The organism is Arthrobacter sp. SPT-J7 (assembly GCF_059089965.1).
In genome coordinates this window covers 1-22,747 of record NZ_JBNHFF010000029.1, presented here as the reverse complement: position 1 = coordinate 22,747, position 22,747 = coordinate 1, and the positions used below count along the sequence as shown (strand labels likewise).

General features: G+C 63.5%; 23 protein-coding genes and 1 tRNA gene. 15 read left to right on the top strand and 9 right to left on the bottom strand.

Features of this window, described 5'->3' with window-relative positions; translation table 11 throughout:
• Positions 1-311: M28 family peptidase (locus tag AC5RWX_RS19915; RefSeq protein ID WP_494098050.1), on the top strand; the 311-nt coding region annotated here is incomplete at its 5' end.
• 57 nt (positions 312-368) lie between these two features.
• Here the strand turns inward: AC5RWX_RS19915 and AC5RWX_RS19910 are convergent.
• Complete coding sequence (locus AC5RWX_RS19910) at positions 369-1,061, bottom strand: 4'-phosphopantetheinyl transferase family protein (RefSeq protein ID WP_494098049.1); 693 nt, start codon at positions 1,059-1,061, stop codon at positions 369-371.
• A gap of 538 nt (positions 1,062-1,599) precedes the next feature.
• Between AC5RWX_RS19910 and AC5RWX_RS19905 the strand changes: the two genes are divergently transcribed.
• From AC5RWX_RS19905 to AC5RWX_RS19895, 3 genes are all read left to right on the top strand, one after another.
• Entirely contained in the window at positions 1,600-2,313 is a 714-nt protein-coding gene (locus tag AC5RWX_RS19905; RefSeq protein ID WP_494098048.1) for a serine hydrolase, read from the top strand.
• A 126-nt stretch (positions 2,314-2,439) separates the two neighbouring features.
• On the top strand, positions 2,440-3,567 hold the full coding sequence (locus AC5RWX_RS19900) for an L-talarate/galactarate dehydratase (protein WP_494098047.1): 1,128 nt from the start codon (positions 2,440-2,442) through the stop codon (positions 3,565-3,567).
• 10 nt (positions 3,568-3,577) lie between these two features.
• On the top strand, positions 3,578-4,276 hold the full coding sequence (locus tag AC5RWX_RS19895) for a FadR/GntR family transcriptional regulator (RefSeq protein ID WP_494098046.1): 699 nt from the start codon (positions 3,578-3,580) through the stop codon (positions 4,274-4,276).
• Between the two features lie 70 nt (positions 4,277-4,346).
• Here the strand turns inward: AC5RWX_RS19895 and AC5RWX_RS19890 are convergent.
• Positions 4,347-4,429: transfer RNA gene (locus AC5RWX_RS19890), tRNA-Leu, on the bottom strand.
• A gap of 373 nt (positions 4,430-4,802) precedes the next feature.
• On the opposite strand from AC5RWX_RS19890, the gene AC5RWX_RS19885 reads away from it, so the two are divergent.
• From AC5RWX_RS19885 to pknB, 7 genes are read left to right on the top strand one after another with little or no spacing between them, the layout of a single operon-like run.
• The gene (locus AC5RWX_RS19885; protein WP_494098045.1) at positions 4,803-5,546 is read left to right on the top strand and encodes an FHA domain-containing protein; all 744 of its coding nucleotides are present in this window, start codon (positions 4,803-4,805) and stop codon (positions 5,544-5,546) included.
• The gene (locus AC5RWX_RS19880) at positions 5,543-6,025 is read left to right on the top strand and encodes an FHA domain-containing protein FhaB/FipA (protein ID WP_494098044.1); all 483 of its coding nucleotides are present in this window, start codon (positions 5,543-5,545) and stop codon (positions 6,023-6,025) included. The genes AC5RWX_RS19885 and AC5RWX_RS19880 overlap by 4 nt, the downstream gene beginning before the upstream one ends.
• A 2-nt stretch (positions 6,026-6,027) precedes the next feature.
• A complete protein-coding gene (locus tag AC5RWX_RS19875; RefSeq protein WP_494098043.1) occupies positions 6,028-7,752 on the top strand; it encodes a PP2C family protein-serine/threonine phosphatase in 1,725 nt (574 codons plus the stop codon).
• Positions 7,749-9,146: an FtsW/RodA/SpoVE family cell cycle protein gene (locus AC5RWX_RS19870; RefSeq protein WP_494098042.1), complete on the top strand. Its 1,398-nt coding sequence runs from the start codon at positions 7,749-7,751 to the stop codon at positions 9,144-9,146. The genes AC5RWX_RS19875 and AC5RWX_RS19870 overlap by 4 nt, the downstream gene beginning before the upstream one ends.
• Positions 9,143-10,603, top strand: coding sequence for a peptidoglycan D,D-transpeptidase FtsI family protein (locus AC5RWX_RS19865; protein ID WP_494098041.1), 1,461 nt, complete (start codon positions 9,143-9,145; stop codon positions 10,601-10,603). Before AC5RWX_RS19870 ends, AC5RWX_RS19865 begins: the two co-directional genes overlap by 4 nt.
• A complete protein-coding gene (locus tag AC5RWX_RS19860) occupies positions 10,600-12,327 on the top strand; it encodes a serine/threonine-protein kinase (protein WP_494098040.1) in 1,728 nt (575 codons plus the stop codon). Before AC5RWX_RS19865 ends, AC5RWX_RS19860 begins: the two co-directional genes overlap by 4 nt.
• Before the next feature lie 15 nt (positions 12,328-12,342).
• Positions 12,343-14,301 carry a Stk1 family PASTA domain-containing Ser/Thr kinase gene (gene pknB / locus AC5RWX_RS19855; RefSeq protein WP_494098039.1) on the top strand — a complete coding sequence of 653 codons (1,959 nt, stop codon included), beginning with the start codon at positions 12,343-12,345 and terminating at the stop codon, positions 14,299-14,301.
• Between the two features lie 60 nt (positions 14,302-14,361).
• Here pknB and AC5RWX_RS19850 read toward each other — a convergent pair whose 3' ends face one another.
• From AC5RWX_RS19850 to AC5RWX_RS19840, 3 genes are read right to left on the bottom strand one after another with little or no spacing between them, the layout of a single operon-like run.
• On the bottom strand, positions 14,362-15,003 hold the full coding sequence (locus AC5RWX_RS19850; protein ID WP_494098038.1) for an aminodeoxychorismate/anthranilate synthase component II: 642 nt from the start codon (positions 15,001-15,003) through the stop codon (positions 14,362-14,364).
• Complete coding sequence (locus AC5RWX_RS19845) at positions 15,000-15,170, bottom strand: hypothetical protein (protein ID WP_494098037.1); 171 nt, start codon at positions 15,168-15,170, stop codon at positions 15,000-15,002. Before AC5RWX_RS19845 ends, AC5RWX_RS19850 begins: the two co-directional genes overlap by 4 nt.
• Before the next feature lie 2 nt (positions 15,171-15,172).
• On the bottom strand, positions 15,173-15,952 hold the full coding sequence (locus AC5RWX_RS19840) for a class E sortase (RefSeq protein ID WP_494098036.1): 780 nt from the start codon (positions 15,950-15,952) through the stop codon (positions 15,173-15,175).
• A 173-nt stretch (positions 15,953-16,125) separates the two neighbouring features.
• Here AC5RWX_RS19840 and AC5RWX_RS19835 point away from each other — a divergent pair, with 173 nt between their 5' ends.
• On the top strand, positions 16,126-16,377 hold the full coding sequence (locus tag AC5RWX_RS19835; protein ID WP_494098035.1) for a cell division protein CrgA: 252 nt from the start codon (positions 16,126-16,128) through the stop codon (positions 16,375-16,377).
• Between the two features lie 56 nt (positions 16,378-16,433).
• Positions 16,434-17,045 (top strand): DNA-3-methyladenine glycosylase I, encoded by a 612-nt coding sequence (locus tag AC5RWX_RS19830; protein WP_494098034.1) that lies wholly within the window; start codon positions 16,434-16,436, stop codon positions 17,043-17,045.
• A 182-nt stretch (positions 17,046-17,227) separates the two neighbouring features.
• Here AC5RWX_RS19830 and AC5RWX_RS19825 read toward each other — a convergent pair whose 3' ends face one another.
• The 3 genes from AC5RWX_RS19825 to AC5RWX_RS19815 form a co-directional block, all read right to left on the bottom strand.
• On the bottom strand, positions 17,228-17,695 hold the full coding sequence (locus AC5RWX_RS19825) for a carboxymuconolactone decarboxylase family protein (protein ID WP_494098033.1): 468 nt from the start codon (positions 17,693-17,695) through the stop codon (positions 17,228-17,230).
• A 589-nt stretch (positions 17,696-18,284) separates the two neighbouring features.
• A complete protein-coding gene (locus tag AC5RWX_RS19820) occupies positions 18,285-19,163 on the bottom strand; it encodes a rhomboid family intramembrane serine protease (RefSeq protein ID WP_494098032.1) in 879 nt (292 codons plus the stop codon).
• A 9-nt stretch (positions 19,164-19,172) separates the two neighbouring features.
• Positions 19,173-19,718, bottom strand: a complete 546-nt coding sequence (locus tag AC5RWX_RS19815; RefSeq protein WP_461173172.1) for a peptidylprolyl isomerase — start codon at positions 19,716-19,718, stop codon at positions 19,173-19,175.
• A 155-nt stretch (positions 19,719-19,873) separates the two neighbouring features.
• Between AC5RWX_RS19815 and AC5RWX_RS19810 the strand changes: the two genes are divergently transcribed.
• Together AC5RWX_RS19810 and AC5RWX_RS19805 are read left to right on the top strand one after the other, a co-directional pair.
• A complete protein-coding gene (locus AC5RWX_RS19810) occupies positions 19,874-20,743 on the top strand; it encodes a hypothetical protein (protein ID WP_494098031.1) in 870 nt (289 codons plus the stop codon).
• Positions 20,744-20,834: 91 nt separating this feature from the next.
• A complete protein-coding gene (locus AC5RWX_RS19805; RefSeq protein WP_494098030.1) occupies positions 20,835-21,731 on the top strand; it encodes a glycosyltransferase family 2 protein in 897 nt (298 codons plus the stop codon).
• A gap of 30 nt (positions 21,732-21,761) precedes the next feature.
• On the opposite strand, the gene AC5RWX_RS19800 is transcribed toward AC5RWX_RS19805, so the two are convergent.
• Positions 21,762-22,712, bottom strand: coding sequence for a DMT family transporter (locus AC5RWX_RS19800; RefSeq protein ID WP_494098029.1), 951 nt, complete (start codon positions 22,710-22,712; stop codon positions 21,762-21,764).
• Between the last annotated feature and the right edge of the window lie 35 nt (positions 22,713-22,747).

Here is a 22,747-nt window from a genome sequence, read left to right as displayed (position 1 = left end):
GGCTCGAGAGCATTCTCCTGGACTACTTTTCCGAGAACTCGCTCCCGGCCGAGCCGACCGGATTCATCGGTGACTCCGATTACGACGCCTTCTTCCGGGCTGGCATCGCCACCGGTGGACTTTTTGCCGGAGACGTCGGCACAAAAACCTCCGAACAAGTACAAAAATTCGGCGGGACCCTCAACCAGGACCACGACCCGTGCTACCACAGAAGCTGTGACAACATCGAGAACATCAACCAAGAGCTGCTGACAGAGATGGGCGGGGCGATGGGCTACGCCACCCTTGCCTACGCCATGACCCAGATGTGACCGGGGAGTCAGCCCAAACCAGCCGGAAAAGCGGCAACCAAAGATATGGGCGGGGGTCTATTCATTCAACACCACCGCCATTGCTGCAACGCCGTCATCAGCCAGTCCCAAAGAACCCGGGTTCACATCCTCAACAATCCACCGTCCAGAGCCGCTCACCCACCCGGGTAGCAGAGGAACCACACCAGCAACGTCGACCAAAGAAGGATCCAGGGACAGTCCGCTGCCAAGCGCTTTGAGAACGGCCTCCTTACGCGTCCACAGAACAGTCTGGAATAGAGCCCGCTGAGAGGCCGGAACCTCCTGGAGGTATTCGCGCTCACGGGCCGTCATCGCCACAGCCTCGAATCCCTCGAAGTTCGCTGACGCAAAAGATTCCAGATCTACCCCGACCCCACTAACATGCTCATCCACCACGGCCGCCAGCAGACACCAGTCACCGGACCTGCTCAAGCTTGCCTGGACCCAAGGCCCGTGCGCACCGGCCCGGTAGCGGGGCGCCCCATGGACCGTGTCTCTACCCCGGCAATTCCGGCAGACATAATGAGCATGAAGGGACCCGGGGTCCACCCCCGCCACCTCGGCCGCATGAAACCGCAATGCCAGCCGCCCAGCCAAGAACCTGTCCCGTTGTGTGGTGGAGCCGAACGTGCCGGCCAGCTGCCTTTCTGCGCCATCCAGAGTATGCAGCTGTTCAAGGTCGATATCCGACAGCTTCACAGCCGCCAGCACGGGCTTGCCACTACCCATCTCTGATGACCCTCCCACTCGGCCTCCGCAAAAAGTAGGCATTAACTACAGGCTCCGGTTGACCTCCTGAATGTAGGCAAAGCCTATACCCCGGCTGCCATTACCTGAGGCGATCACCTAGCGGCTAAATCCACCCACAGCTGGCCCCAGGAGCGGCTTCGGCGGTTAAAGCTTTTCCTAGTGTCCTTGCTCCAAGCTCCAAGGAGCCGGCAGGCGTGTACTACAACGGAAAGCAGGCAGGGCAGTGGGTGACGACGCGATGAACATGTTTCGCGGGGCGAACGCTGCCAAGACCCGGCACCACCGGCTGAGCCGTCGGGCCTCACGTCCGGCGCGTTTCATTAGCGCACTCGCACTCGTGGTCATGGCCACAACCACCAATTGCGCACCAGCGCCCGCACCCTTACCCATCGTCCCGGCCGCTCCGAAGGTATCAGTCCCAGCACCGGCCCGTGCTGCGACGGTAAAGGCAGCCGCTCCGGCCTCTTCGCCCGCACCAAGGCTTCCTGCGCCAGCAGCCACCGGCGCGCCTGGCCCCGTGACAAACGTCATTGAACTCGAGGGCCGGATCAACAGCATCATCGAGGCAAACAACCACTACCAGCTGGGGGTAGCCTTGATCGACATCGAAGACGGCGCCCTTCACCAGTACGGGGTCCGGGAAAAATTCGTGGCAGCCAGCACAGGAAAGGTACTGGCCGCAGCTGCGTACTACCACTTTGCCGAAACTGGTCAGCTATCCCTGACCGCCCCACTTGGCGGCTTGACCGCTGGTCTCCAGATCCAACAAATGATCCAGCAAAGCAACAATGAGTCCTGGGCGCTGATCGATCAAGCCATCGGACACCATCGGCTCCATGCTTACGCAGCCTCGATCGGGATTGACTACAACAGGACTTACAACACGCTCTCCCCGGCAGAAACGGCCAGGACGCTGGCTCTCCTTCACGATGGAAAGCTGCTCAACGGGGCTCATACCGCCCAGCTGCTCTCCTACATGCAGCACACCAACTACGAGACACTGATTCCCGCTGCTGTGCCGCCCGGAATAACCGTGTTCCACAAATACGGGATGCTCAATGGGAACCTTCACGACGCGAGCATCCTGGTCCAAAACGGTCACGGGTACGTTTTTGTGGTGTACACGCTGGGTGTGCGGGACCGGCCGACATTCCGGAACGCGCTGACGTCATTCAACAACTTACCCGCGCCGTTGTGTCCGCCCTGTTCTAAGTTGAATTCCTGCTTGTAACGCCCACTTCAGGACCTCACGAATATGGCCCCGCCAGCCATTGCAAAGGCTTCTTGTAGTACAAGCTAGATACTTGTAGAATAAGAAGGCGGGCGAAGGAGCCCAGCACCGCCCAAAGGAGAACCCGTGAGTCCCGTAGATCTGATCCGCCACGTCAAACTGTCCACCGCCCGGCTCCCCCTGGCTGTTCCCATCAGTGACGCCAAAGTCTTCACGGGCAGGCAGAAGCCCATGACTGAGGTAATCTTCCTCTTCGCCGAGATCACTACGGAACTGGGGCACGCCGGCGTCGGCTTCAGCTATTCCAAGCGCGCCGGTGGGCCGGCACAGTACGCGCACGCCAAGGAAGTGGCCGAGGGCATCATCGGCGAGGACCCCAACGACATCGCGAAGATCTACACGAAACTGCTGTGGGCAGGCGCCTCGGTGGGCCGGTCCGGCGTCGCCACCCAGGCCCTCGCCGCGATCGACATCGCCCTCTACGACCTCAAGGCCAAACGCGCCGGCCTGCCGCTGGCCAAGCTCCTGGGCTCCTACCGCGACTCCGTGCAGACCTACAACACCTCCGGCGGCTTCCTCAACGCCACCCTTGAAGAAGTGAAGGCCCGCGCCACTCAGTCCCTTGAGGAGGGCATCGGTGGCATCAAGATCAAGGTGGGCCTCCCGGACAGCAGGGAGGACCTGCGCCGCGTCGCCGGCATCCGTGAGCACATCGGCTGGAACGTCCCCCTTATGGTGGACGCCAACCAGCAGTGGGACCGCGCCACAGCGCTGCGGATGGGGCGCCAGCTCGAAGAGTTCAACCTCATTTGGATTGAAGAGCCCCTGGATGCCTACGACTTCGAGGGCCATGCGCACCTTGCCCAGGTCCTCGACACCCCCATCGCCACTGGCGAAATGCTCGCCTCCGTGGCCGAGCACAAGGGCCTCATTAACGCCAACAGCTGCGACATCATCCAGCCGGACGCACCCCGGGTTGGCGGTATCACGCAGTTCCTGCGCCTGGCGGCGCTTGCGGACGAGCGCGGGCTGGGCCTGGCCCCGCACTTCGCCATGGAAATCCACCTGCACCTGGCCGCGGCGTACCCGCGCGAGCCCTGGGTTGAACACTTCGACTGGCTTGACCCGCTGTTCAACGAACGCCTCGAAACCAAGAACGGCCGGATGATCATTCCGGACCGCCCCGGCCTGGGCATCACGCTGAGCGACCAGGCACGTGCCTGGACCACCGAGTCAGTGGAGTTCGGCGCGTAACCTTGTTGCCATGAGCCGGAACCTCACCGCGGACCTCGCCGCGGACCTTCGCACCCGCATCGTCGACGGCGTCATCCAGCCAGGTGAGAAGCTCCCCAGCGAAAACACCCTCATCAGCGACTTCGGCGTGAGCCGTACCGTAGTGCGCGCCGCGCTGACCAGGCTCCAGGCCGAGGGGCTGGTTGAAACAGAACGCGGGCGCGGCAGCTTCGCCCTCACCCCGCCGTCGGACGGGCCCCAGGCAGCACCCGGGGCCCGTCCCGTCGCAACCATGGAGGACCGGCTCCACCTGCTCGAATTCCGGATGGGCGTGGAAGCAGAGGCCGCCGCGCTGGCCGCACGGAACCACACCGAGCGGCAGCTTCGGGCTGTTACGGCGGCGCTGGATGAGTTCACCGCTAGCGCCGGGCATCCGGCGCATGCCATGAAGTCCGATTTCGAGTTCCACCGGGCCGTGGCTGCGGCGTCGGGCAACCCCTACTACTCCGACTGCCTGGCTGCCCTAAGCCAAACCATGATCGCGATGCCGCGGATCCGGCTGATGACCGACGCGGAACCCTACGCGCGCGACCACTTCGACCAAGTAGTCCAGGAGCACCGTTCCATCTCGGACGCCATCGCGGACGGCGACGAGGCCGCCGCGGCGGCTGCCATGCGCAGCCACCTGGCCAACTCCCGACGCCGGTTCAAGGCTTCCGCGCGGCCGTAGCTCCCGTACTGCGGTCACGTCCGTAAAAACAAAAAAGCCCCGGTCTATTGACCGGGGCTTTTCATTTGCGTGCGCGAGGGGGGATTTGAACCCCCACACCCTTTCGGATACTGGCACCTGAAGCCAGCGCGTCTGCCGTTCCGCCACTCGCGCGCAACTTCCTTCACAAAATTCCGTCCGGTTTCCCGAACCGCAACCCTGTAAAAGCAGCGAGATCAAGCATAACGGACATTGGCCCGAAAATACCAATTGGGGCATGGGGCACTTCCAACCGCGCCCAAACGGTGGTCAGGACCAGAACAACAACAAGGCCAGACCGCGGGCCACCACGCGTCACCGCCAGTTCGAAACTGAACTTTTGGCAGCGCCCGGCCGTTTTGGATTAAGGTCATTCACAGGCCCGCCCAGTAGTATCTGATGTAGGAGTGGCTGCTGCATGCAGGCACACCTGCGGCTTGAGAACACCACTGCAAGTGAACTTACGGAACGAAAACTGCCCCGCAGCCGGGGGGAAAGGAGAAGAACCATGGGTCTGCTGGACAAAGTCGAGCGCGGCATCGAAAAGGCCGTCCGGGGCGTCTTCTCCACCGGCTCCCGCGCCCAGGTTGAACCCGTAGAAATCGCCAGCAGGCTGCGCCGGGAAGTGGACCACAAGTCCATTACCGTCGCCGCAGGACGTACCCTGGTGCCCAACGTTTTTGATGTCCAGCTCAGCGAGGATGACTTCAAGCGCGCCCAGGAATGGGGTACTCCGCTGGCCGAAGAACTCTGCGATGTTGTCATTAACCACGTCCGCAGCCAGGGCTACACCCTGCAAGGTTCGGTGCGGATTTCCTTCCGCCGTGATGCCGAACTGCGCGCCGGCGACTTCGAGATTGTCTCCTCCACGGAGAAATCCAAGGGTGCCCCCGGTGGCCCTCCGCCCCGGCCCAACTTGCCCGCCGCTCCCAGCCGCCAGCCGGTCCGCCTGCAGCCGGTCCTTGATATAGACGGCCAGCGGTACTCACTCAACGCCCCGTCCATTGTGCTGGGCAGGTCTTCCGAGGCCGACATCCTGGTCGAGGACACCGGCGTCTCCCGCCGCCACCTCGAAATCCGAACGGCCAATGGTGTCACCAGCGCAGTGGACATGGGCTCCACCAACGGGAGTTATGTGAACGGGCACAAAGTTTCCGGAAGCACCGAACTCACTGACGGCTCCACCATCACCATGGGACGGACAAAGATCATCTTCCGCCTGCTTCCTGCCAGCCCTGGCGGCCACGCATGAGTGAACTGACCATCACCGCCCTGCGGTTCGGTTTCCTGCTGCTGCTCTGGGTGCTGATCTTCAGCATCGTCTCCACCATGCGCCGCGACCTCATGGTGGGCCGCAAGGCAGCCGCCGGCGCCCCAACGGCACGGCAGGTCCGAAAAAATCCCGAACTGGCCGAGCAGCCGCCGCCGCCCGTGAAGCAGCAGGCACGGCAGCTGGTGGTTGTCGAAGGCCCGCTCAAGGGACGGACACTTCCGTTGGCCGCGAGTCCCATCCTCCTGGGCCGTGCCCAGGAGGCCACCCTGGTCCTGGAGGACGACTACGCCTCCGGCCGTCATGCCAGGTTGTTTCCGCAGGGCAGCCGCTGGTTCATTGAGGACCTGGGATCGACTAACGGCACTTACCTGGCTGACCAGCAGCTGACCCGTGCCCTGCCCGTTGAGCTTGGCGTACCCGTGAGAATCGGCAAGACGGTCATTGAATTGAGGCCATAGCCGTGGCCGCCCCGGAACGCCCCGCACCCGACCCCAAGCCGGTGGAGCGGCCCCTCATCATGCGCTTCTCGGCGAAGTCCGACGTCGGCAAAATCCGCTCCAAAAATGACGATTCAGCATACGCAGGGCGCCATCTGGCCGTAGTCGCCGACGGCATGGGCGGGCACGCGGGCGGCGACGTCGCATCGGCCGCCACTGTCCTGGACATGATCCACCTGGACCGGGGCGATTACACCGGCGATGCGGCCACCACGCTGGCCGATGAGATCCAGACCGCAAACTCCCTGCTGTCCGAGCTTGTGCATGTCAACCCCAAGCTGGCCGGGATGGGTACCACCGTTACGGCGCTCCTGCTCGCCGAGGGGAAGCTGCACTTTGCGCACATCGGTGATTCCCGGGCGTACCGCCTGCGGGACGGCGTGTTTGAGCAGGTCAGTGTCGACCACACATTTGTGCAGCGGTTGATCGACGAAGGGCGGCTCCGGCCTGAGGAAGCCGAAACCCACCCACACAAAAACGTCCTGATGCGTGTTCTGGGTGACGTGGATGCCAGCCCTGAGCTGGATCTGGAAAGCCTGGACGTGGAACCGGGCGAACGCTGGCTCCTCTGCTCGGACGGCCTCAACTATGTAGCCGGGCACGCCGTTGAACGCACTGTCCGCGAAACCAAGGATCTCCGCGAATGTGTGGAGACGCTTGTGGACCTAACCCTCGAGGCCGGCTCCCCGGACAACGTCACCGTTGTTATGGTGGAAATTGTCGAAGAAACGCCCGACGACGTCAGTACCGCCGCCGTCGACGTCGTTCCGTCTCACGAGGTCACCAAAGCCGCTGCCGTGGCGAGTGCGGGCTCTTCGGCAGCCACAGCACCGGATGCGGCAGGCAGCCCGAAGCCCGCCGCCGGCAACCCAACAGAAACTCCTGCCGCCAATTCGCCAAAGGGCTCCGATGCCGGCAGGGATCCGGAGGAACCTGCACCGGCCAACAACAGCGGCAATACGGATTCCCCGGGAGCGGGAGCCACGGATCCGCACCTCGGCGAGCACCTTTCCGCCGAAGTCCTCCGCGACGAACTGGCCTCGCGCCCGCATGAACTGGTGGGAGCAGCCGCAGCAGCAGCGGAGTCCGGTTCCATTCCCACCATCGCCGGCCGCACCGTTGCACGGCGGGCAGCCACCCTCCTCACCCACAAGGCCGAACCACCGGCCGCTGACACGGATGACATCGCGGTACCCCTCAAGCCACGACGCTGGCTGACCTGGTCCATTGCCGCGTCCGTACTGGTTCTCCTGGCCATTGGGCTCGGGTTTGGGTACGCCTGGACCCAAACCCGTTACTACGTGGGTGAGTTCGATTCCCGTGTCGCCATCTTCAACGGGGTATCCCAGCGACTGGGTCCCATCCAACTCTCCAGCCTCGAGGCCGTCACCGAAATCCGGATGGATTCCCTTCCGCCGTTCTCGCAGCAGCGGGTCCGCCAGACGGTACCTGCCCAGGACCTCTACGACGCGCAGCGCATTGTGAAAAACCTCGAACTGACCGGCAGCACCTCGCCTGAAGAAGAGTGCGTGCCGCCGTCGGCTTCATCCGGGGCTTCAGCGTCCCCGGGAACGCCCGCCACTCCAACCGACACCGCCTCACCTGCACCGGTGCCTGACCCTTCGGCCGCCCCTGCGAGCCCGTCCCCCACACCCAGTCCCACAGTCACCTGCGAGGTGGGCCAATGAGCCAGCTCAGTATCACACCCAAACCCCGCCGCAACGTGGAACTTGCGTTGCTCCTGCTGGCCCTTGCGGTCGGCATTGGGGCCAACATGCTGGTGGGGGTGGACCAGGAGAAGGCGTTCGACTCGGACTTCTGGTTCCAGTCGAGCCTGCTCGCCCTGGCTGCCTTGGTGTTCCACGGCGTGCTTCGGTTCCGCGCCAAATATGCTGATCCGGTAATACTCCCCCTGGTGGTGGCCCTGAACGGCATTGGCCTGGCCATGATCCATCGGCTGGACGCGCCAGGAGACGACACCGGCAACAACCAGCTCCGATGGACCCTGATCGCCATGGCTGTCGCCATCGCCGTCATCTGGTTCCTCAAGGACCACCGCATCCTCCGCAGATTCACGTTTATCTCGCTGGCAGCCAGCGCCCTGCTGCTGGTGCTGCCTCTGATTCCCGGCATCAGTGCAGGGGAAATCCTCGGTGCCCGCGTCTGGATCCGGCTAGGACCCATGACGTTCCAACCGGGTGAAGTCGCCAAGATCACCCTCGCTATATTCTTCGCCGGGTATCTTTCCTCGAACCGTGACCTGATCCTGCTGGCGGGGCGCAAGATCGGTCCGATGCAGTTTCCGCGGTTCAAGGACATGGGCCCCATGATCACGGCCTGGCTGGTCAGCATCGGTGTGCTTATCTTCCAGCGCGACCTCGGCTCCTCCGTGCTCTTCTTCGGCCTCTTCATCGTCATGATCTACGTGGCTACCAGCCGCATCAGCTGGGTGGTGATCGGCCTGGCCCTTATCCTGGGCGGCGGATTTGCGGCGTCACGGGTCTTTTCCCACGTGGAACTGCGCATCAGCGGCTGGCTGAACGCCTTCACTCCGGAGGTCTACGGCCGTGCTCCGGGTGGAAGCCACCAGATCGTGCAGGGCCTCTTCGGCATGGCCAACGGCGGCCTCGTAGGGACCGGCCTGGGCCAGGGCCGACCGGACCTGGTTCCGTTCGCCAACAGCGACATGATCATCGCCTCCCTCGGCGAAGAACTAGGCCTGATCGGACTCTTTGCCATCGTCCTGATGTATCTGCTGCTCTTCACCCGCGGCTTCCGGGCTGCCCTGGGCACCCGCGATGCTTTCGGCAAACTGCTCGCCTGCGGCCTGTCCTTCGCCGTTGCGCTGCAGTGCTTCGTGGTCATCGGCGGTGTCACCCGGCTCATTCCGCTGACCGGACTGACCACGCCGTTCCTGGCCGCCGGCGGTTCCTCGCTGCTGGCCAACTGGATCATCGTGGGCCTGCTCCTGATGATTTCCCATACCGCCCGCGGCCCGGTGGACACCACGCCGCTGCAGCCTGCAAAGGGCACAGAATCCATGGGCATTGATACTCCTACCGAGGCGGTGAAGCACCTGTGAACCAGGCAATACGGCATTCATGGGTAGCGGCGATTGCCATGTTCGCACTCATCTTCGGTGCCATCAGCTACGTCCAGGTCATCGGGGCCGAAGAGCTCGAGGCCAATCCTTGGAACCAGCGCGCCATCCTGCAGGACTACTGCAATGACCGCGGTGCCATCGTTGTGGCCGGATCACCGGTGGCGGAGTCAGTTGAGAGCGGTTCGGAAACCTGCGCTTTCCAGCGGACCTACACGCAGCCGGAGCTGTACGCGGGAATCACCGGGTACTTCTCCCAGAACTACGGGGCCACCGGTCTTGAGCAGGCGATGGGCGAGCAGCTGGCAGGCAACTCTGACCAACTGTTCCTGGAACGGGTGGGCCAGCTTTTCCTGGGCAACCAGCCCAAGGGTGCGTCGGTGGAGCTCACCATCGATCCGCAGATCCAGCAGCTCGCCTACGACCTCATCCCGGAAGGCCAGCGCGGGTCCATTGTGGTCACCAACCCCAAGACCGGCGCAATCCTGGCCATGGTGTCAAAGCCCTCCTACGACCCCAACCTGATCGCCACCCAGAACCCCACTGAAGAGTCGGCGAACATCAACGAACTCGTCAAGGTCCCCGGCATCAACCTGAACCCGAACGTCAGCGGACCCACCGGCGAACTGCTTGCCCCTGGTTCTGTCTTCAAAATCGTGGACACCGCCGCGGCGCTTGCATCAGGCAAGTACAACAAGGACAGCGAGCTTCCCAACCCCGCTGAAATGCCCTTCGACGGCATCCAGTACAAGCTTCCCAACTACGCCGGCGGCAACTGCTACACCCGGGACACGGCGGACTTCGCCTTCGCCCTGCAGCAATCCTGCAACACACCGTTCGCCAGCATTGCGCTGGATCTGGGGCGGGACGCCATCGCCGAGCAGGCCAGGAAATTCGGCTTCGGCGAGGACCTGGGCGACCAGTTGAAGCTCGGCTACGCCCAGGGCGACGGCTTCCCCGACGACCTTGATGCGCCGGGACTCGCCCAGTCCGCCATCGGGCAGCGGGACGTCCGGGCCACGCCCCTGCAGGTGGCCATGATGACCGCGGCCATCGCGAATGACGGAGTACAAATGAGGCCTAACCTGATCAAGGCCCTGCGTTCCCCGGACCTTCGCGTCATCGACGAACCGCAGCCGGAACAGCTGCGCACATCAACCACCCCCGAGATCGCCAACCAGATCACGGAATGGATGACCAGTGCGGTCAGCCAGGGCATCGCCAACAGGGCAGCCGTTCCAGGAGTCCAGGTGGCAGGCAAAACGGGAACTGCAGAGCTGGGCAATGGCGTGAACAACTCCTGGTTCACGGGTTTTGCCCCGGCAAACAACCCGCAGGTGGGTGTCACGATCGTCATGGAGGGCGTGGACATCACCACCGGCGCACAGCTAACCAGTCCGAATGCGAAGAGAATTTTTGAGGCGGTGTTGAATAAGTGAGGCCTACAACCGGAATCACCCTCGGCGGCAGATTCCAGCTGACCACGCGGATCGCTATCGGCGGCATGGGCGAAGTCTGGAAAGCCAAAGACCTCGTCCTGGGCCGCATCGTCGCCATCAAGGTGTTGAAGGAGGAATACACGGGGGACCCCGGCTTCCTTCAGCGCTTCCGCGCAGAGGCCCGCCACACTGCCCTGCTCAACCATGTGGGCATCGCCAATGTCTTCGACTACGGCGAGGAAGAGGGATCCGCCTACCTGGTCATGGAACTGGTCCCCGGCCAGCCGCTGAGCAGCATCATCGAACATGAGCAGGTGCTGTCCCCGGACCGGACCCTGTCCATCATCGCGCAGACAGCCCGTGCCCTCGCCGTTGCCCACGCCCAGGGATTGGTGCACCGCGACGTCAAGCCCGGCAACCTCCTGATTACTCCTGATGGACGGGTGAAGGTCACGGACTTCGGCATCGCCCGCCTTGCGGATCAGGTGCCTCTCACCCAGACGGGCCAGGTGATGGGCACAGCCCAGTACCTGGCACCCGAGCAGGCCACAGGCCAGACGGCCACCGGTTCGTCGGATATCTACTCCCTGGGTGTCATCGGCTACGAGTGCCTCTCCGGGCACCGGCCCTTCTCCGGGGAATCCCAGATCGCCATCGCCCTTGCCCAGGTCAACGATGCACCGCCGCCACTGCCGGAGTCGCTTCCCACACCCGTGCGGGCCCTCTTGATGTCCATGCTTGCCAAGGATCCCAAGGACCGGCCGGCGAACGCCATCAAGCTGGCAGAAGCAGCTGAGGCCATCCGGAACGGAGATGTCAGCGCCGCCCGCGCCGCCGTCCCGGGCATGCTCCTCTTCGACGCTGACACCGGCCCCATCACGGCCCCCGTGGATACGGCAGCCGCCCCCACCGGCGTCATCGGAGCCCAGCGGGACACATCCCCCACTGCGACGTCTGCGTTGCCGGTGCTCGGTGCCGGTGCTGCCGGCGCCGCGGCGGGAATGGCCGGTGCCGCAGGCTCGTCGGCCGGGGATGGTGATGAGCCGCAGGGAACCCTCGCCCGCGCAAATGCCCTCGCCGCCGAGCGGAATTGGGTTCCGGAAGAAACAACATACGACGACGAGCCCGCCGATGAGCCGCGGCGCAAAGGCCGCAGCCCCTGGACCTGGCCCTTGATCGCCCTGGTACTGCTGCTCCTGTTCGCCCTGATTGGGTTCCTCGTGAACCAGCTCGGAATCTTCTCACCGTCCGGCAGTCCTTCGTCCAGTGCCACGTCGACCAGTGCGCCCGCCACGTCGGCGACCCCGACACAAACAACGCAGTCGGCCACGCCCACCCAGACCCGTGCCACGCCCACGATTACCACGCCCCCCGCGCCTGAGACCGTAAACATCATTCCTGAGGCTTACCTGGGGAAGGACTACCGGACGGTTCAGTCGCAGCTTTCCGCCCTGAACCTGGACGTCAGCGTGCAGCCGCAGGTTGACGCGAATTCAGCACCCAACTCAGTTATTGGCTTGTCGCGGTCCGGCCAAGTGGAAGTCGGTTCGCCGGTGACCATTACCTATGCCGTAGCACCGCCCGCCCCCACCACAGCCTCTCCGCCGCCGGCGCCGACACAGGCACCCACGACCCCCTCCGCGGCAGCACCGACAGCACAGTCACCCCTCCCGAATTGCGCCGACGGCCAGCTGCCCGGCCTGCCTCCTACCTGCCAGCCGTAACCGCCAGGACAGCCAATGAACGAGTCAGCGCGCACACCGTTGCACCGGGAGGACAGCCTCCCGGTGGATAGCCAGCGTGTCTTGAGCGGACGGTACGAGCTGGGCAACCTCATTGGCCGGGGAGGGATGGCGGACGTGCACCGGGGCCTTGACACCCGGCTGGGACGCACCGTGGCCATCAAACTGCTGCGCGCCGACCTTGCACGTGATCCCCAGTTCCAGGCGCGCTTCAAGCGCGAAGCCCAGGCAGTGGCTGCGCTGAACCACCCGTCCATTGTGGCTATTTACGATACGGGCGAGCACCTCGTCCACGACGGTTCGGATGACAACGTCCGGGTGCCGTACATCGTGATGGAGTACGTTGAGGGCAAGACCATCCGGGATCTCATCCGGGCCAACGACGTCACCATCGCCCAAGCGATCGATTACTGCCTAGGCGTACTCGGAGCCCTGGACTACAGCCACAAAGCCGGGATTGTGCACCGGGACATCAAACCGGCCAACGTGATGTACTGCCAAGGCAGCGACTCAGTGAAAGTCATGGATTTCGGCATCGCCCGGGCCATTGCGGACTCCTCGGCCACCATGACCCAGACGCAGGCCGTGGTGGGCACTGCACAGTACCTCTCACCGGAGCAGGCACGCGGCGAAACAGTGGATGCGCGCAGCGACCTCTACTCCGCCGCCTGCCTCCTGTACGAAATGCTGACCTCGCGCCCGCCCTTCGTCGGTGACAGCCCCGTGTCGGTGGCCTACCAGCACGTGCGAGAAATTCCGGCGCCGGCCAGCAGCCTGAACCCGGAAATTTCTCCTGCACTGGACACGGTGCTTGCCAAGGCCCTGCAGAAGAACCGCGATGACAGGTTCCAGGACGCCGCCGCTTTCCAGCGTGCCCTGCGGGCAGCCAGGGCAGGTATTCCTGTGGCGGCAGCATCCCCCTCGGAAGCGCCCACCGATCCCAACGACCACGTCCCAACCTCCTCCTCTGCCCCCGCCACCGAAGCGTTCGCGGTAACGGGCGCCAGCTTCCTGGATGACGCGCCTACGGGACGGCTGGCTGCCACCAACGCATTGGCGGACGACGGCGGCCGGCCCAGTGCCGATGCTTACGAACGTTCCACACGGGATGAATTGCCCCTCGGCCTGCCTCCGGAACGCGAGCGGACCGCGCGTCAGAAGTCCCGCCGTCGTGCATGGATCACCACCCTGGTGATCTTCACCGTCCTGGTCCTTGCCGGTGGCGGACTGTGGCTGTACAGCATTCTGAACCGTCCGGCACCGCCGCCGCCAAAGGTTTCGATTCCGGCGGTCGCCACGATGGCTGAGTCTGCTGCACTGCAGGAGCTCTACGGCGCGGACCTTGAGCCCAGGATCGTGCGCTCACAACATGACACGGTACCCAAGGGCATCGCCATCGGCACGGATCCGGCGTCCGGCGTGGCAGTCGATCCTGGCGCCCAGGTGGTCCTGAACATTTCCGACGGGCCCAGCGCCGTCAAAATTCCGGACAGCCTGCCGGGTAAAACAGAAGCGGCCGCCCGGGACATGCTGCGCCAAATCGGGCTGGTGGGCGCTCCCTCAACCACCACCGCCAATAGCGCCACCGTCCCGGCCGGCATCGTGATTACCACCAGCCCCGCCCCAGGACAAAGCGTGGGTGTGGGCTCCAGCGTTGAGCTGGTGGTGTCCACGGGCAAGGTGGCAGTCCCCGAACTCCGCGGACGGACCCGGGAAGAAGCAGAAGCAGCCCTGAAGGAACTGGGACTTGTACCTGCTGTGGTTGAGGAGGAGAACGCGCAGGTGGAACCAGGCAGGGTCACGGATCAGAGCGACGCCGTTAATGCCGCCGTGGAGCAAGGTAGGACTGTCACCATCGTGGTTGCCAAGGCCCCGCCTCCGCCGCCATCACCTACCGCTACGCCAACACCCACCCCAACTCCGACGCCGACCCAGACGTCCCGCAGGAGGGACTAAGCCCTTCCTCTTCGGCGTGGCCTGTACGGGTCAGCGCTGGAAGAGATTCCGCTGGACGGGTCAGTGCTGGATGAGCGGACTTAGCTTGGCTGCCCGCGCGGCCGCACCCTTCATGCCCAGGGATTCGAGCCAGTTGCCCAGCATCTGGTAGCCGCCCTCGGTCAGCACCGATTCCGGGTGGAACTGCACACCGCACAGGGGTGCGGTCCGGTGCCGAAGCCCCATCACCACGCCTGTTGCGGTTTCCGCGGTCACTTCGAGGACGTCGGGAAGCGTGTCCCGCACCGCAGCAAGGGAGTGGTAACGGGTGGCCGTGACAGGGGAGGGGAGTCCCGAGAAAACGCTGGTTCCGATGTGCTCCACCAGCGAAGTCTTCCCGTGCATAAGTTCCGGGGCATGCGTCACTTTGCCCCCGAACGCCTCCGCCAGCGCCTGGTGACCCAGGCACACACCGAACATGGGCACGCTGTTCTCGCCGCACCATTTGATGAGTTCGATGCAGACACCGGCCTCAGCCGGGTTGCCAGGGCCGGGAGAAATCAACACGCCGTCGCGGGTTCCGGCCAGTTCTGTGGCCTCTGCCAGGGTGACGTCGTCGTTGCGGACCACTGTGGTCTCGGCGCCGAGCTCCTGGAGGTAGCCCACAAGGGTGTAGACGAAGCTGTCGTAGTTATCCACCACGAGGATCTTGGTTGTGGTCATGGCTGGCTTACGGAACCAATCGTTGAGTCGGTGAACTGGGTGTACTCGGACATCCAGGGGAAAAGGAACTGAACCATCAATACCAGTGCCGCGGCAATGAGCACCAGCGAGGCGGCGACCCGCAGCCACAAAGGCCCGGGAAGATGGCGGAAAATCCAGCCGTACATGCTCAGTCCCTCCCCGTCGCTGCAGCAACCTGGGTTGCGATCTCAGCAGGCGGACCGACTGATGAGGGGCGCCAGCTGTCCAGCAGCGCATAGGCAATAATGCGTTCTTCCGCCCCGAAACGGGGGTTGCAGCTGGTCATGGTGAGTAAGCTTTCCGTGGGGGTGGCGCCCGGAAGAGTAGGCACAGGCTCGAGGACGTCCGTGCGCGACGGCATCACGATCTGGTTATTGCGGAAGACATAAACGTAGTATCCGTCCTTTGTCTGGACGTAGATCTTGTCCCCGGGAACCAGGGTGTGGATATTGTCCAGGACCGCTCCGTGCGTCTGCCGGTGCCCGGCAACAGCGAAATTGCCTACAGCTCCCGGCATGGCGGTGTTCGTGTAATGCCCCAACCCAAGCGTGTCCAGGACGTCGCTGGTGGTTCCCTGGACGATCGGCCGGGTGTAGCTCACACCGAAGCGCGGGATGTACATGATCCCGATGGTGCCGGCGTGGCCGGGGGCTGCCGATACGACAGGGGGACCAAAATCTTCAGGGGCTGACGGGGCATCCGGGGCGGCAGGAGCCGCAGCCCCAAGGTCCTGGGCAAACTCCTTAATCACTTCGCTCTGCTTGGCGTCAGACTCCACATTGGTCCACCAGAGCTGCCAGGCGACAAAAAGCAGGAGGATGATCCCGGCTGTAATGAGCAACTCACCCACAACCAGGATGGCCCCGCGCAGAACGTCGACGCCGGCAGCCGGCGCAGCGGCGGGCCTCGCCTTCTCCTGCAGTACCACGGGTTCTCCTCCGGTCGGTTGCGATGGGCACTGGTGACCCATGACTACGGCTAGAATTGGCTGCTAGTAGGAATCCAGATTTGACCAAGATCGCGCAGACCGCTGGCAACTATCTTCTTGCAGGATATCAAGCCTGGAACGCCGAGCTTGCCTCAGCCCGCCAAGGAGAACCCGTGCCCGAGTCAAAGCCTCGCAAGAAGACCGCCAGCACCCCCCAGCAGGCTTCGTCGCAGTCCTACAAGCCCAACCCCATCTGGTTCAAGCCGGTCATGTTCGGCCTGATGATCATCGGCCTCTTCTGGATCATCACGTTCTACATCAGCGAAGGCCAACTGCCGGTTGCGGCATGGGAATCGTGGAATATCGTGGCCGGCTTCGGCATCGCAATCATCGGCTTCCTCATGACCACCAGGTGGCGCTCATAGTTCCTAACGGCGGTCCAGCCGTCGGCATAACGGTTAGCGGCGGTCCAGCCGCGGGCGTGCCGGCCAACGGCGCTGCAGTCGTCGGCAAGGACGGCCTCGCCCGGCCGGCGTGGGCTTCCACTGACCCGCTCCTGCGGGACTATTACGACAATGAGTGGGGGCTCCCTGTCACCGATGAGCAGGGGCTCTACGAGCGCATTTGCTTGGAGGGTTTTCAAGCAGGGCTGTCCTGGGCCACCATCCTCCGCAAGCGCCCTGCCTTCCGGGCCGCCTTTGCGGGCTTCAACCCTGATGCGGTAGCCCTGTTTACCGAGGCGGACGTCGATCGGCTACTGCAGGACCCCGGCATTGTCCGGAACAGGTTGAAAATCCGTTCGGCTGTAACAAATGCACAGGCCACACTCGCGCTGCGCCAGGAAGGCGGCCTCGTGAACTTTGTCTGGCAGTTCAAGCCAACCGACACGCCCCGGCCTGCAGTCCACACCGATATCCCCACCCAATCGGCAGAGTCGGTTGCCCTCTCCAAGGCACTGCGGAAGAAGGGATTTTCCTTCGTCGGTCCCACCACCATGTTTGCCCTCATGGAGGCCATCGGCATGGTGGATACCCATCTGTTGGACAGCCACCGCCGTGGATCCTCAGGAGTCTGGCCAGGGCCCAGCGCCTAGCTCCTGCGTTTTCCCCAACTGTTGGGAAAGTTATCCACATTGTTGAAAACCTGCGGACACCCGCAGAAAGCCGGTGCCAGGACCGCCAAGCGGCGGGAACGGGCCAATCATGCCAATCGGATGCAGTTATTAACAGTGTGGAAGACCTGTGGATAACCAGCCCCTGCGCATCACGGGATGTTCTAACGGTCTTGGCGGACGGGGTGATGGCTGGTGATGGAGACACGGTTGAAGGCATTCATGGTGATTGCCAGCCAACTGACGATCGAGAACTCCTCTGCCGTGAGGTGCTGACGGGCGAACGCTTCCTCGTGGGCCTGGGCCCGGTGGTCCGGCAACTCTGTGATGCTTTCGGCCAATGCAAGGGCAGCCCGCTCCTTGTCGGTGAAGAGGGCTGTCTCGCGCCACGCTTGAAGCACCGCCAGGCGCTGTCCGCGCTCGCCCGCCTTGAGGGCGTCCCTTACATGCAGGTCCAGGCAGTAAGCGCAGCCGTTGAGCTGTGATATCCGGACGTGCAGGAGCTCCACTGTCTTCCCGTCCAGTCCCGCCGCCTCTGCCGCCTCCCGCACTTTGAGCCCAAGCCCGTTAAGTGCCCGCCAGAGGGCAGGATGTTGCTTGTCGAGGAAGGTGTGCTGGGTGGCGGCGCTCAAGAGGTTCTCCTGGTCAGACGGCAATGGCGGGCCCAGGGGTGGCACGCGACCCGCATTGAAGCTGCGGGTTGGCACCTAGCTTTACACAATCACGTCAGCAAAGTTGTCCACTTACCAACACTGCGATACCCACAAGTTATCCACAGATGTGGATACTATCGAAGCTGTAGGCAGGGCATGACTCCTTTGGCACCGCAATGCAGGCAATTACGCCAGCGCGATTACACCGCTGTCACTTATTAACATTGTGCAAAAGGCTGTTGAAAGACGCTGTTGAAAGTCCCGGAGGCTGCCGGTGCGCGCAGTCTTCCACTGCTTTATCCACAGCCAGCTGCCTTTTGGGGTGTTTGTCCACTTAAGCACAGCGGTATCCCCAAGGGTTATCCACAGATGTGGATTGCGCGGCGCGGTGTTTCCCCCAACTGGCGCGGGCTGGCGGGAAAACTGCTTTCCGGCACTGAACTACAGGCGTGTAAGTTACCAACACTGTGGATAAGCCCTGTGGATAAGAAAAGGCCCCTACGTTGGTCACGTCGGGGCCTTCTTGAGAACGGGACGGCGTCAGTCCTTCCGGCCGCACGCCTCGGGGTTACATGGAGATTTTCACCCAGCTGGCAAGGGCCAGCAGTACCAGGACCGCCACCAAGCCTGCTGCCTGGAAAATGCCCTGCCGCCGTCCGCGGGGAGTGTAGGCAAGGACGGCCGCGCAAAGGGCACCCGTTATCAGGCCTCCCAGGTGGGCCTGCCATGCGATCTGGGGGATGAGGAATCCAATCACGCCGTTGATGGCAATCAGCACCCACAGCTGGCGGGTGTCCCCGCCGCGGTGCCGCTGCACCAGCAGCATGGCGCCGAAGAGGCCAAAGATGGCGCCCGAAGCGCCTACAACTCCCACCAGCCCTTGGCCAGGTACCAGCACGGGATTAAGGAGCAAGTATCCAACGGAACCGCCCACCGCGGAGATGAGATACAGCGCCAGGAAGCGGGCACGGCCCAGGAGTGGTTCGAGGGCTTGGCCGAAGATCCACAGCGTGTACATGTTCAGGGCGATGTGCAGGACGGAATCCGGCGAGTGCAGGAAAGCCGCGGTCAGCATCCGCCATGGTTCAAACGCCCCGTATTCAGGGGTAGCGAACACGTTGTTGTAAGCCAACTGCTCGTAGACCACCTGGCCGGGGACCACCCATTGGAGAACGTACATCACGGCACAAAGGGCGATAATCCCGTACGTCACCACCGGTTTGCCGGACGCCACGGCACCGCCGTAGACCGTCCGGACCTCCGGCGTGGTCCGCCTTGTCTCGTTGACGCAGTCAACGCATTGGAATCCGACGGCGGCCGCCCGCTGGCAGTCGGGGCACGCGGGGCGCCCGCACCGCTGGCAGCGGACATAGGATGGCCGGTCCGGATGCCGCGGGCATACCGGAACCTGTGCGGACGGCTCAGCCGACGGAACTCCGTAACTCATGGGTGAGGATTACAGCTGTTCGATATCGATGCTGTTGATGGTGACGTCCTCCACCGGGCGGTCACCCATGCCGGTGCGGACGCCCTCGATGGCGTCGACAACCTTCTTGGACTCCTCGTCGGCAACTTCACCGAAGATGCTGTGCTTGCCCTGAAGCCAGTCGGTAGGGATGGTGGTGATGAAGAACTGTGAGCCGTTGGTGCCCTTGCCCATCTGGATTCCGGCGTTGGCCATGGCCAGCTTATAGGGCTGGTTGAAGCTGAGCTCGGGGTGGATCTCGTCGTCGAACCGGTAGCCGGGTCCGCCCGTGCCGCGGCCCAAGGGATCGCCGGCCTGGATCATGAAGTCCTTGATGATGCGGTGGAAAATGGTGCCGTTGTACAGCGGCGTGCCCGTCTTCTCCTCGCCCGTCTCCGGGTGGGTCCACGTCTGCTCGCCGGTAGCGAGACCAACGAAATTCTTGACCGTCTTGGGCGCGTGGTTGCCGAAGAGGTTGACGACGATGTCGCCGAGGCTGGTGTGGATGGTTGCTTTTGCGGTTGCGATTGCAGTCATAGGGCTTATTCTTCCACGGCGGTCCGGAGTGGGGATGGCTGTTGCAGCAGTTCCGCGCTGGGTGAAATCCGCCTAAAATCCGCAGGGAGAATAGCCGGTGAAGACCAAGCCACGTAGGCTAACCCCAGACCGTCACATTAAATCGGGAGGTAGTTGTGAAGAAATCGGATCGTATTGCCCGTGACCTTGAGCTGTCAGTCATTGGAGCCATGGAGAATGCCAAGGATTGGGCATCTCCCCGAGTGGAAGCAGCCGTGGACCGTCTGCAGCACAGCCTGGATACCGCATCTCCCAAGATCCAGGAAGGCCTGAAGACCGCGGCCCACAGGGCTGCGGACGGAGTAGCCGTGGTGACACCTCGCATCCAGGACGGATTGGCCCAGCTCGCTCCGCGGATCAACGACGCCGTGGACGGCGCTTCGCCGCGCCTGCATGAGGCACTGGACAAGGCCACGCCCGTCATCCTCAATGCCCGTGACCGCGTGGTGGTGGAATACCTGCCCCGCCTGTCGGACCAGATTGGTTCCGCATCCAGCGTTGTGCACCGGACGCTTGAAAACACACCCGCCCGCGTGGACGCCGTGGCCCAGAAGCTTGGCGACGTGGGAATCATCCACGCCATCCAGGAGCAGGCCCTGGCCACCGGGACGCAACTGAAGGCGGCGGCCACCCAAACCGGCCGCACGGCAACCGTCCAACTCGCAGAGCCCGAGGCGCCGAAGAGTCGGGGCTGGCTGGTCTTCGGTGTCATCGCCGCGGCGGTTGCCGCCGGCGTGGCAGCATGGAAAGCATCCAAGCCGGTCGAGGATCCGTGGAAGACGCCCTCGCCGGTAGCAGGCACGGGCACGCCCGCTCCGGTTCCGGCCACCACCGTGAACGAGGTCCCGGAAGCAACTACCGGCTCCGACTCCGAGGTGGCAGAGGCGGCCAAGGATACGGCCGGTGGCGCCGCCGACAAGGCAAAACACGTTGCTGAGGACGTTTCCAGCAGCAGCGATGCGAACAAGGGCACCGTCCAGGCATAGCCGTCCGGATATCCAGTGAGGGGTCCTGCTTTTAAGGCGGGGCCCCTTATTCGTCTCCGGGTACCCCCTTCCCTCCCGGGTGGTGCCCCTGATGGATGCTAGATTTGAACTGATGTCAGCCGATCAATCCTCTGAGGATGCCTTGAACGACGCAGCAGAACTGCCCCGCGTGTCCATCGTAATCCCGGCATACAACGAGGAAAGTGTGATCCGGCAGTGCCTGATAGCCGCCATTTACCAGTCCGTCCCCGCCCACGAGATCATCGTGGTGGACAACCTGTCAAAGGACCGGACCGCGGACATTGTGCGCCAGATGCAGCTCGAGTATCCGGAGAGCCCCATCGTCCTGCTCAGCCAGGACAAGGAACAAGGCCTCATTCCCACCCGCAACTTCGGCCTGGACAACGCCACGGGGGACATTCTGGGCCGCATCGACGCCGACTCCGTGGTGGAGCCGGACTGGGTGGAACAGGTGCAGCGGGCCTTCCTGGACCAGTCTGTCCAGGCGGCAACCGGTCCCGTGGTCTACTACGACATGCCCATGCGCCGCTTCGGACTGAAGGCCGATGACAAAATGCGCCAGCTCATGCTAAAGCTGGCCAAACACCAGTACCACTTCCTGTTCGGCTCCAACATGGCCCTGCGGTCCTCCGCCTGGCAAATCATCCGGTCCGAGACCTGCCGTGATGAGAAGGACGAGATGCATGAGGATATAGACCTGTCCCTGCACCTCGCGGACCACGACCTGAAAATCAGTTACTGCCCGCAGATGGTTTCCGGCATGTCCGCCCGCCGGCTGGAGGATTCACCGCGGGACTACCGCTTTTACGTGACCCGGTTTGACCGCACCTATAAGGCACATAACGTCAAGAAAATGGCCCTCAAGGCGCCCATGGTGGTGTTCTTCTCGGTGTATTTCCCGGCCAAACTCCTTCGGGCCATTCACACGGTCAACACAGCCCAGCCCGTCCGCCGCGGCGGCCAGTAGCGTACTTCCGCAGCTGGGCTGGCACCCGGCTCAGTCCGCCCCCAGTTCAGCCAGCGGACGGTCCGGTGGGCCATCAGCATCACCCCTCCCCGAGGCACGTCTCCGCCACCCCGCCCTTCCGCGCTTTTGCCCGAGGACGACGACGGCGAGGCCCATCAGGATAAGCGCCAGGCCGGCATAGGTACCGGCAGGGAGCACCTCCTCCGTGAAGAGCGCTGCCAGGAGGGCAGCTCCGGGGATCTCCAGCAGGATGATCATCGACACCAATAGTGGGCTCATGGTGGCGAGCAGATGGTTGAACGCCGTGTGCCCAATGAGCTGGGCGCAGACCGTGATGGCTGCGATGCCCAGCCAACCGGCCGCCTCGAAGCCCACCAGCGGTTGGCCGCCCAAAAGGGCCATCAAGGCCACCAGTGCAGCACACATGCCGTAGCACAGCGTGGTGTAGGTTCCGGTGGTCATGCTCTGCCTGGCCTTGCCTCCGGCCAGTGTGTACAGCCCGGCAAGGGCACCGCCGGCTACCGCCAGCAGGTCCCCCAGCAGGGCTTCGGATGACGTACCCAGGTCGAAGCCGGTAATAGCCACCACGCCCGCGAAGGCGATGCCCAGTCCGGCCAGCACCTGCCACCGGTGCCTGGTTCCCCGAAAAAGCTGGAAAACGGCGATCCACGCCGACTGGAGGCAAACGAGCGCTGTGGCCGCAGCGACAGACGTCAACTGCAGTGAAGTGATGAAGCAGGCAAAGTGCAGGGCGAGTGCGACGGCGGCCAGCACCGACCAGCGGAACTCCGCCTGTGTGACCCTGCCGAATTTGGCCGGCTCACGAACGAGGGTGGGGGTCGCCATGACCGCGGCACCAATGGCATTGCGCCAGAACGCTATGGCCAGCGCACTGACGCTGGTTGCCCCAAGCGTGGCTGCTATCAGGGGGCCGGACGATGCAACACCCAGCACCCCCAGGACCGCGATAAAGAAGTTCACTGTCCAACCCTAATGTCGGGTACGGCGGGCAAAGC

Coding starts and splice junctions, on each gene's coding strand:
- AC5RWX_RS19910 (WP_494098049.1), bottom strand. CDS start 1,061: ATGGGTAGTGGCAAGCCCGTGCTGGCGGCTGTGAAGCTGTCGGATATC.
- AC5RWX_RS19895 (WP_494098046.1), top strand. CDS start 3,578: ATGAGCCGGAACCTCACCGCGGACCTCGCCGCGGACCTTCGCACCCGC.
- AC5RWX_RS19885 (WP_494098045.1), top strand. CDS start 4,803: ATGGGTCTGCTGGACAAAGTCGAGCGCGGCATCGAAAAGGCCGTCCGG.
- AC5RWX_RS19880 (WP_494098044.1), top strand. CDS start 5,543: ATGAGTGAACTGACCATCACCGCCCTGCGGTTCGGTTTCCTGCTGCTG.
- AC5RWX_RS19870 (WP_494098042.1), top strand. CDS start 7,749: ATGAGCCAGCTCAGTATCACACCCAAACCCCGCCGCAACGTGGAACTT.
- pknB (WP_494098039.1), top strand. CDS start 12,343: ATGAACGAGTCAGCGCGCACACCGTTGCACCGGGAGGACAGCCTCCCG.
- AC5RWX_RS19850 (WP_494098038.1), bottom strand. CDS start 15,003: ATGACCACAACCAAGATCCTCGTGGTGGATAACTACGACAGCTTCGTC.
- AC5RWX_RS19845 (WP_494098037.1), bottom strand. CDS start 15,170: ATGTACGGCTGGATTTTCCGCCATCTTCCCGGGCCTTTGTGGCTGCGG.
- AC5RWX_RS19820 (WP_494098032.1), bottom strand. CDS start 19,163: ATGAGTTACGGAGTTCCGTCGGCTGAGCCGTCCGCACAGGTTCCGGTA.
- AC5RWX_RS19815 (WP_461173172.1), bottom strand. CDS start 19,718: ATGACTGCAATCGCAACCGCAAAAGCAACCATCCACACCAGCCTCGGC.
- AC5RWX_RS19805 (WP_494098030.1), top strand. CDS start 20,835: ATGGATGCTAGATTTGAACTGATGTCAGCCGATCAATCCTCTGAGGAT.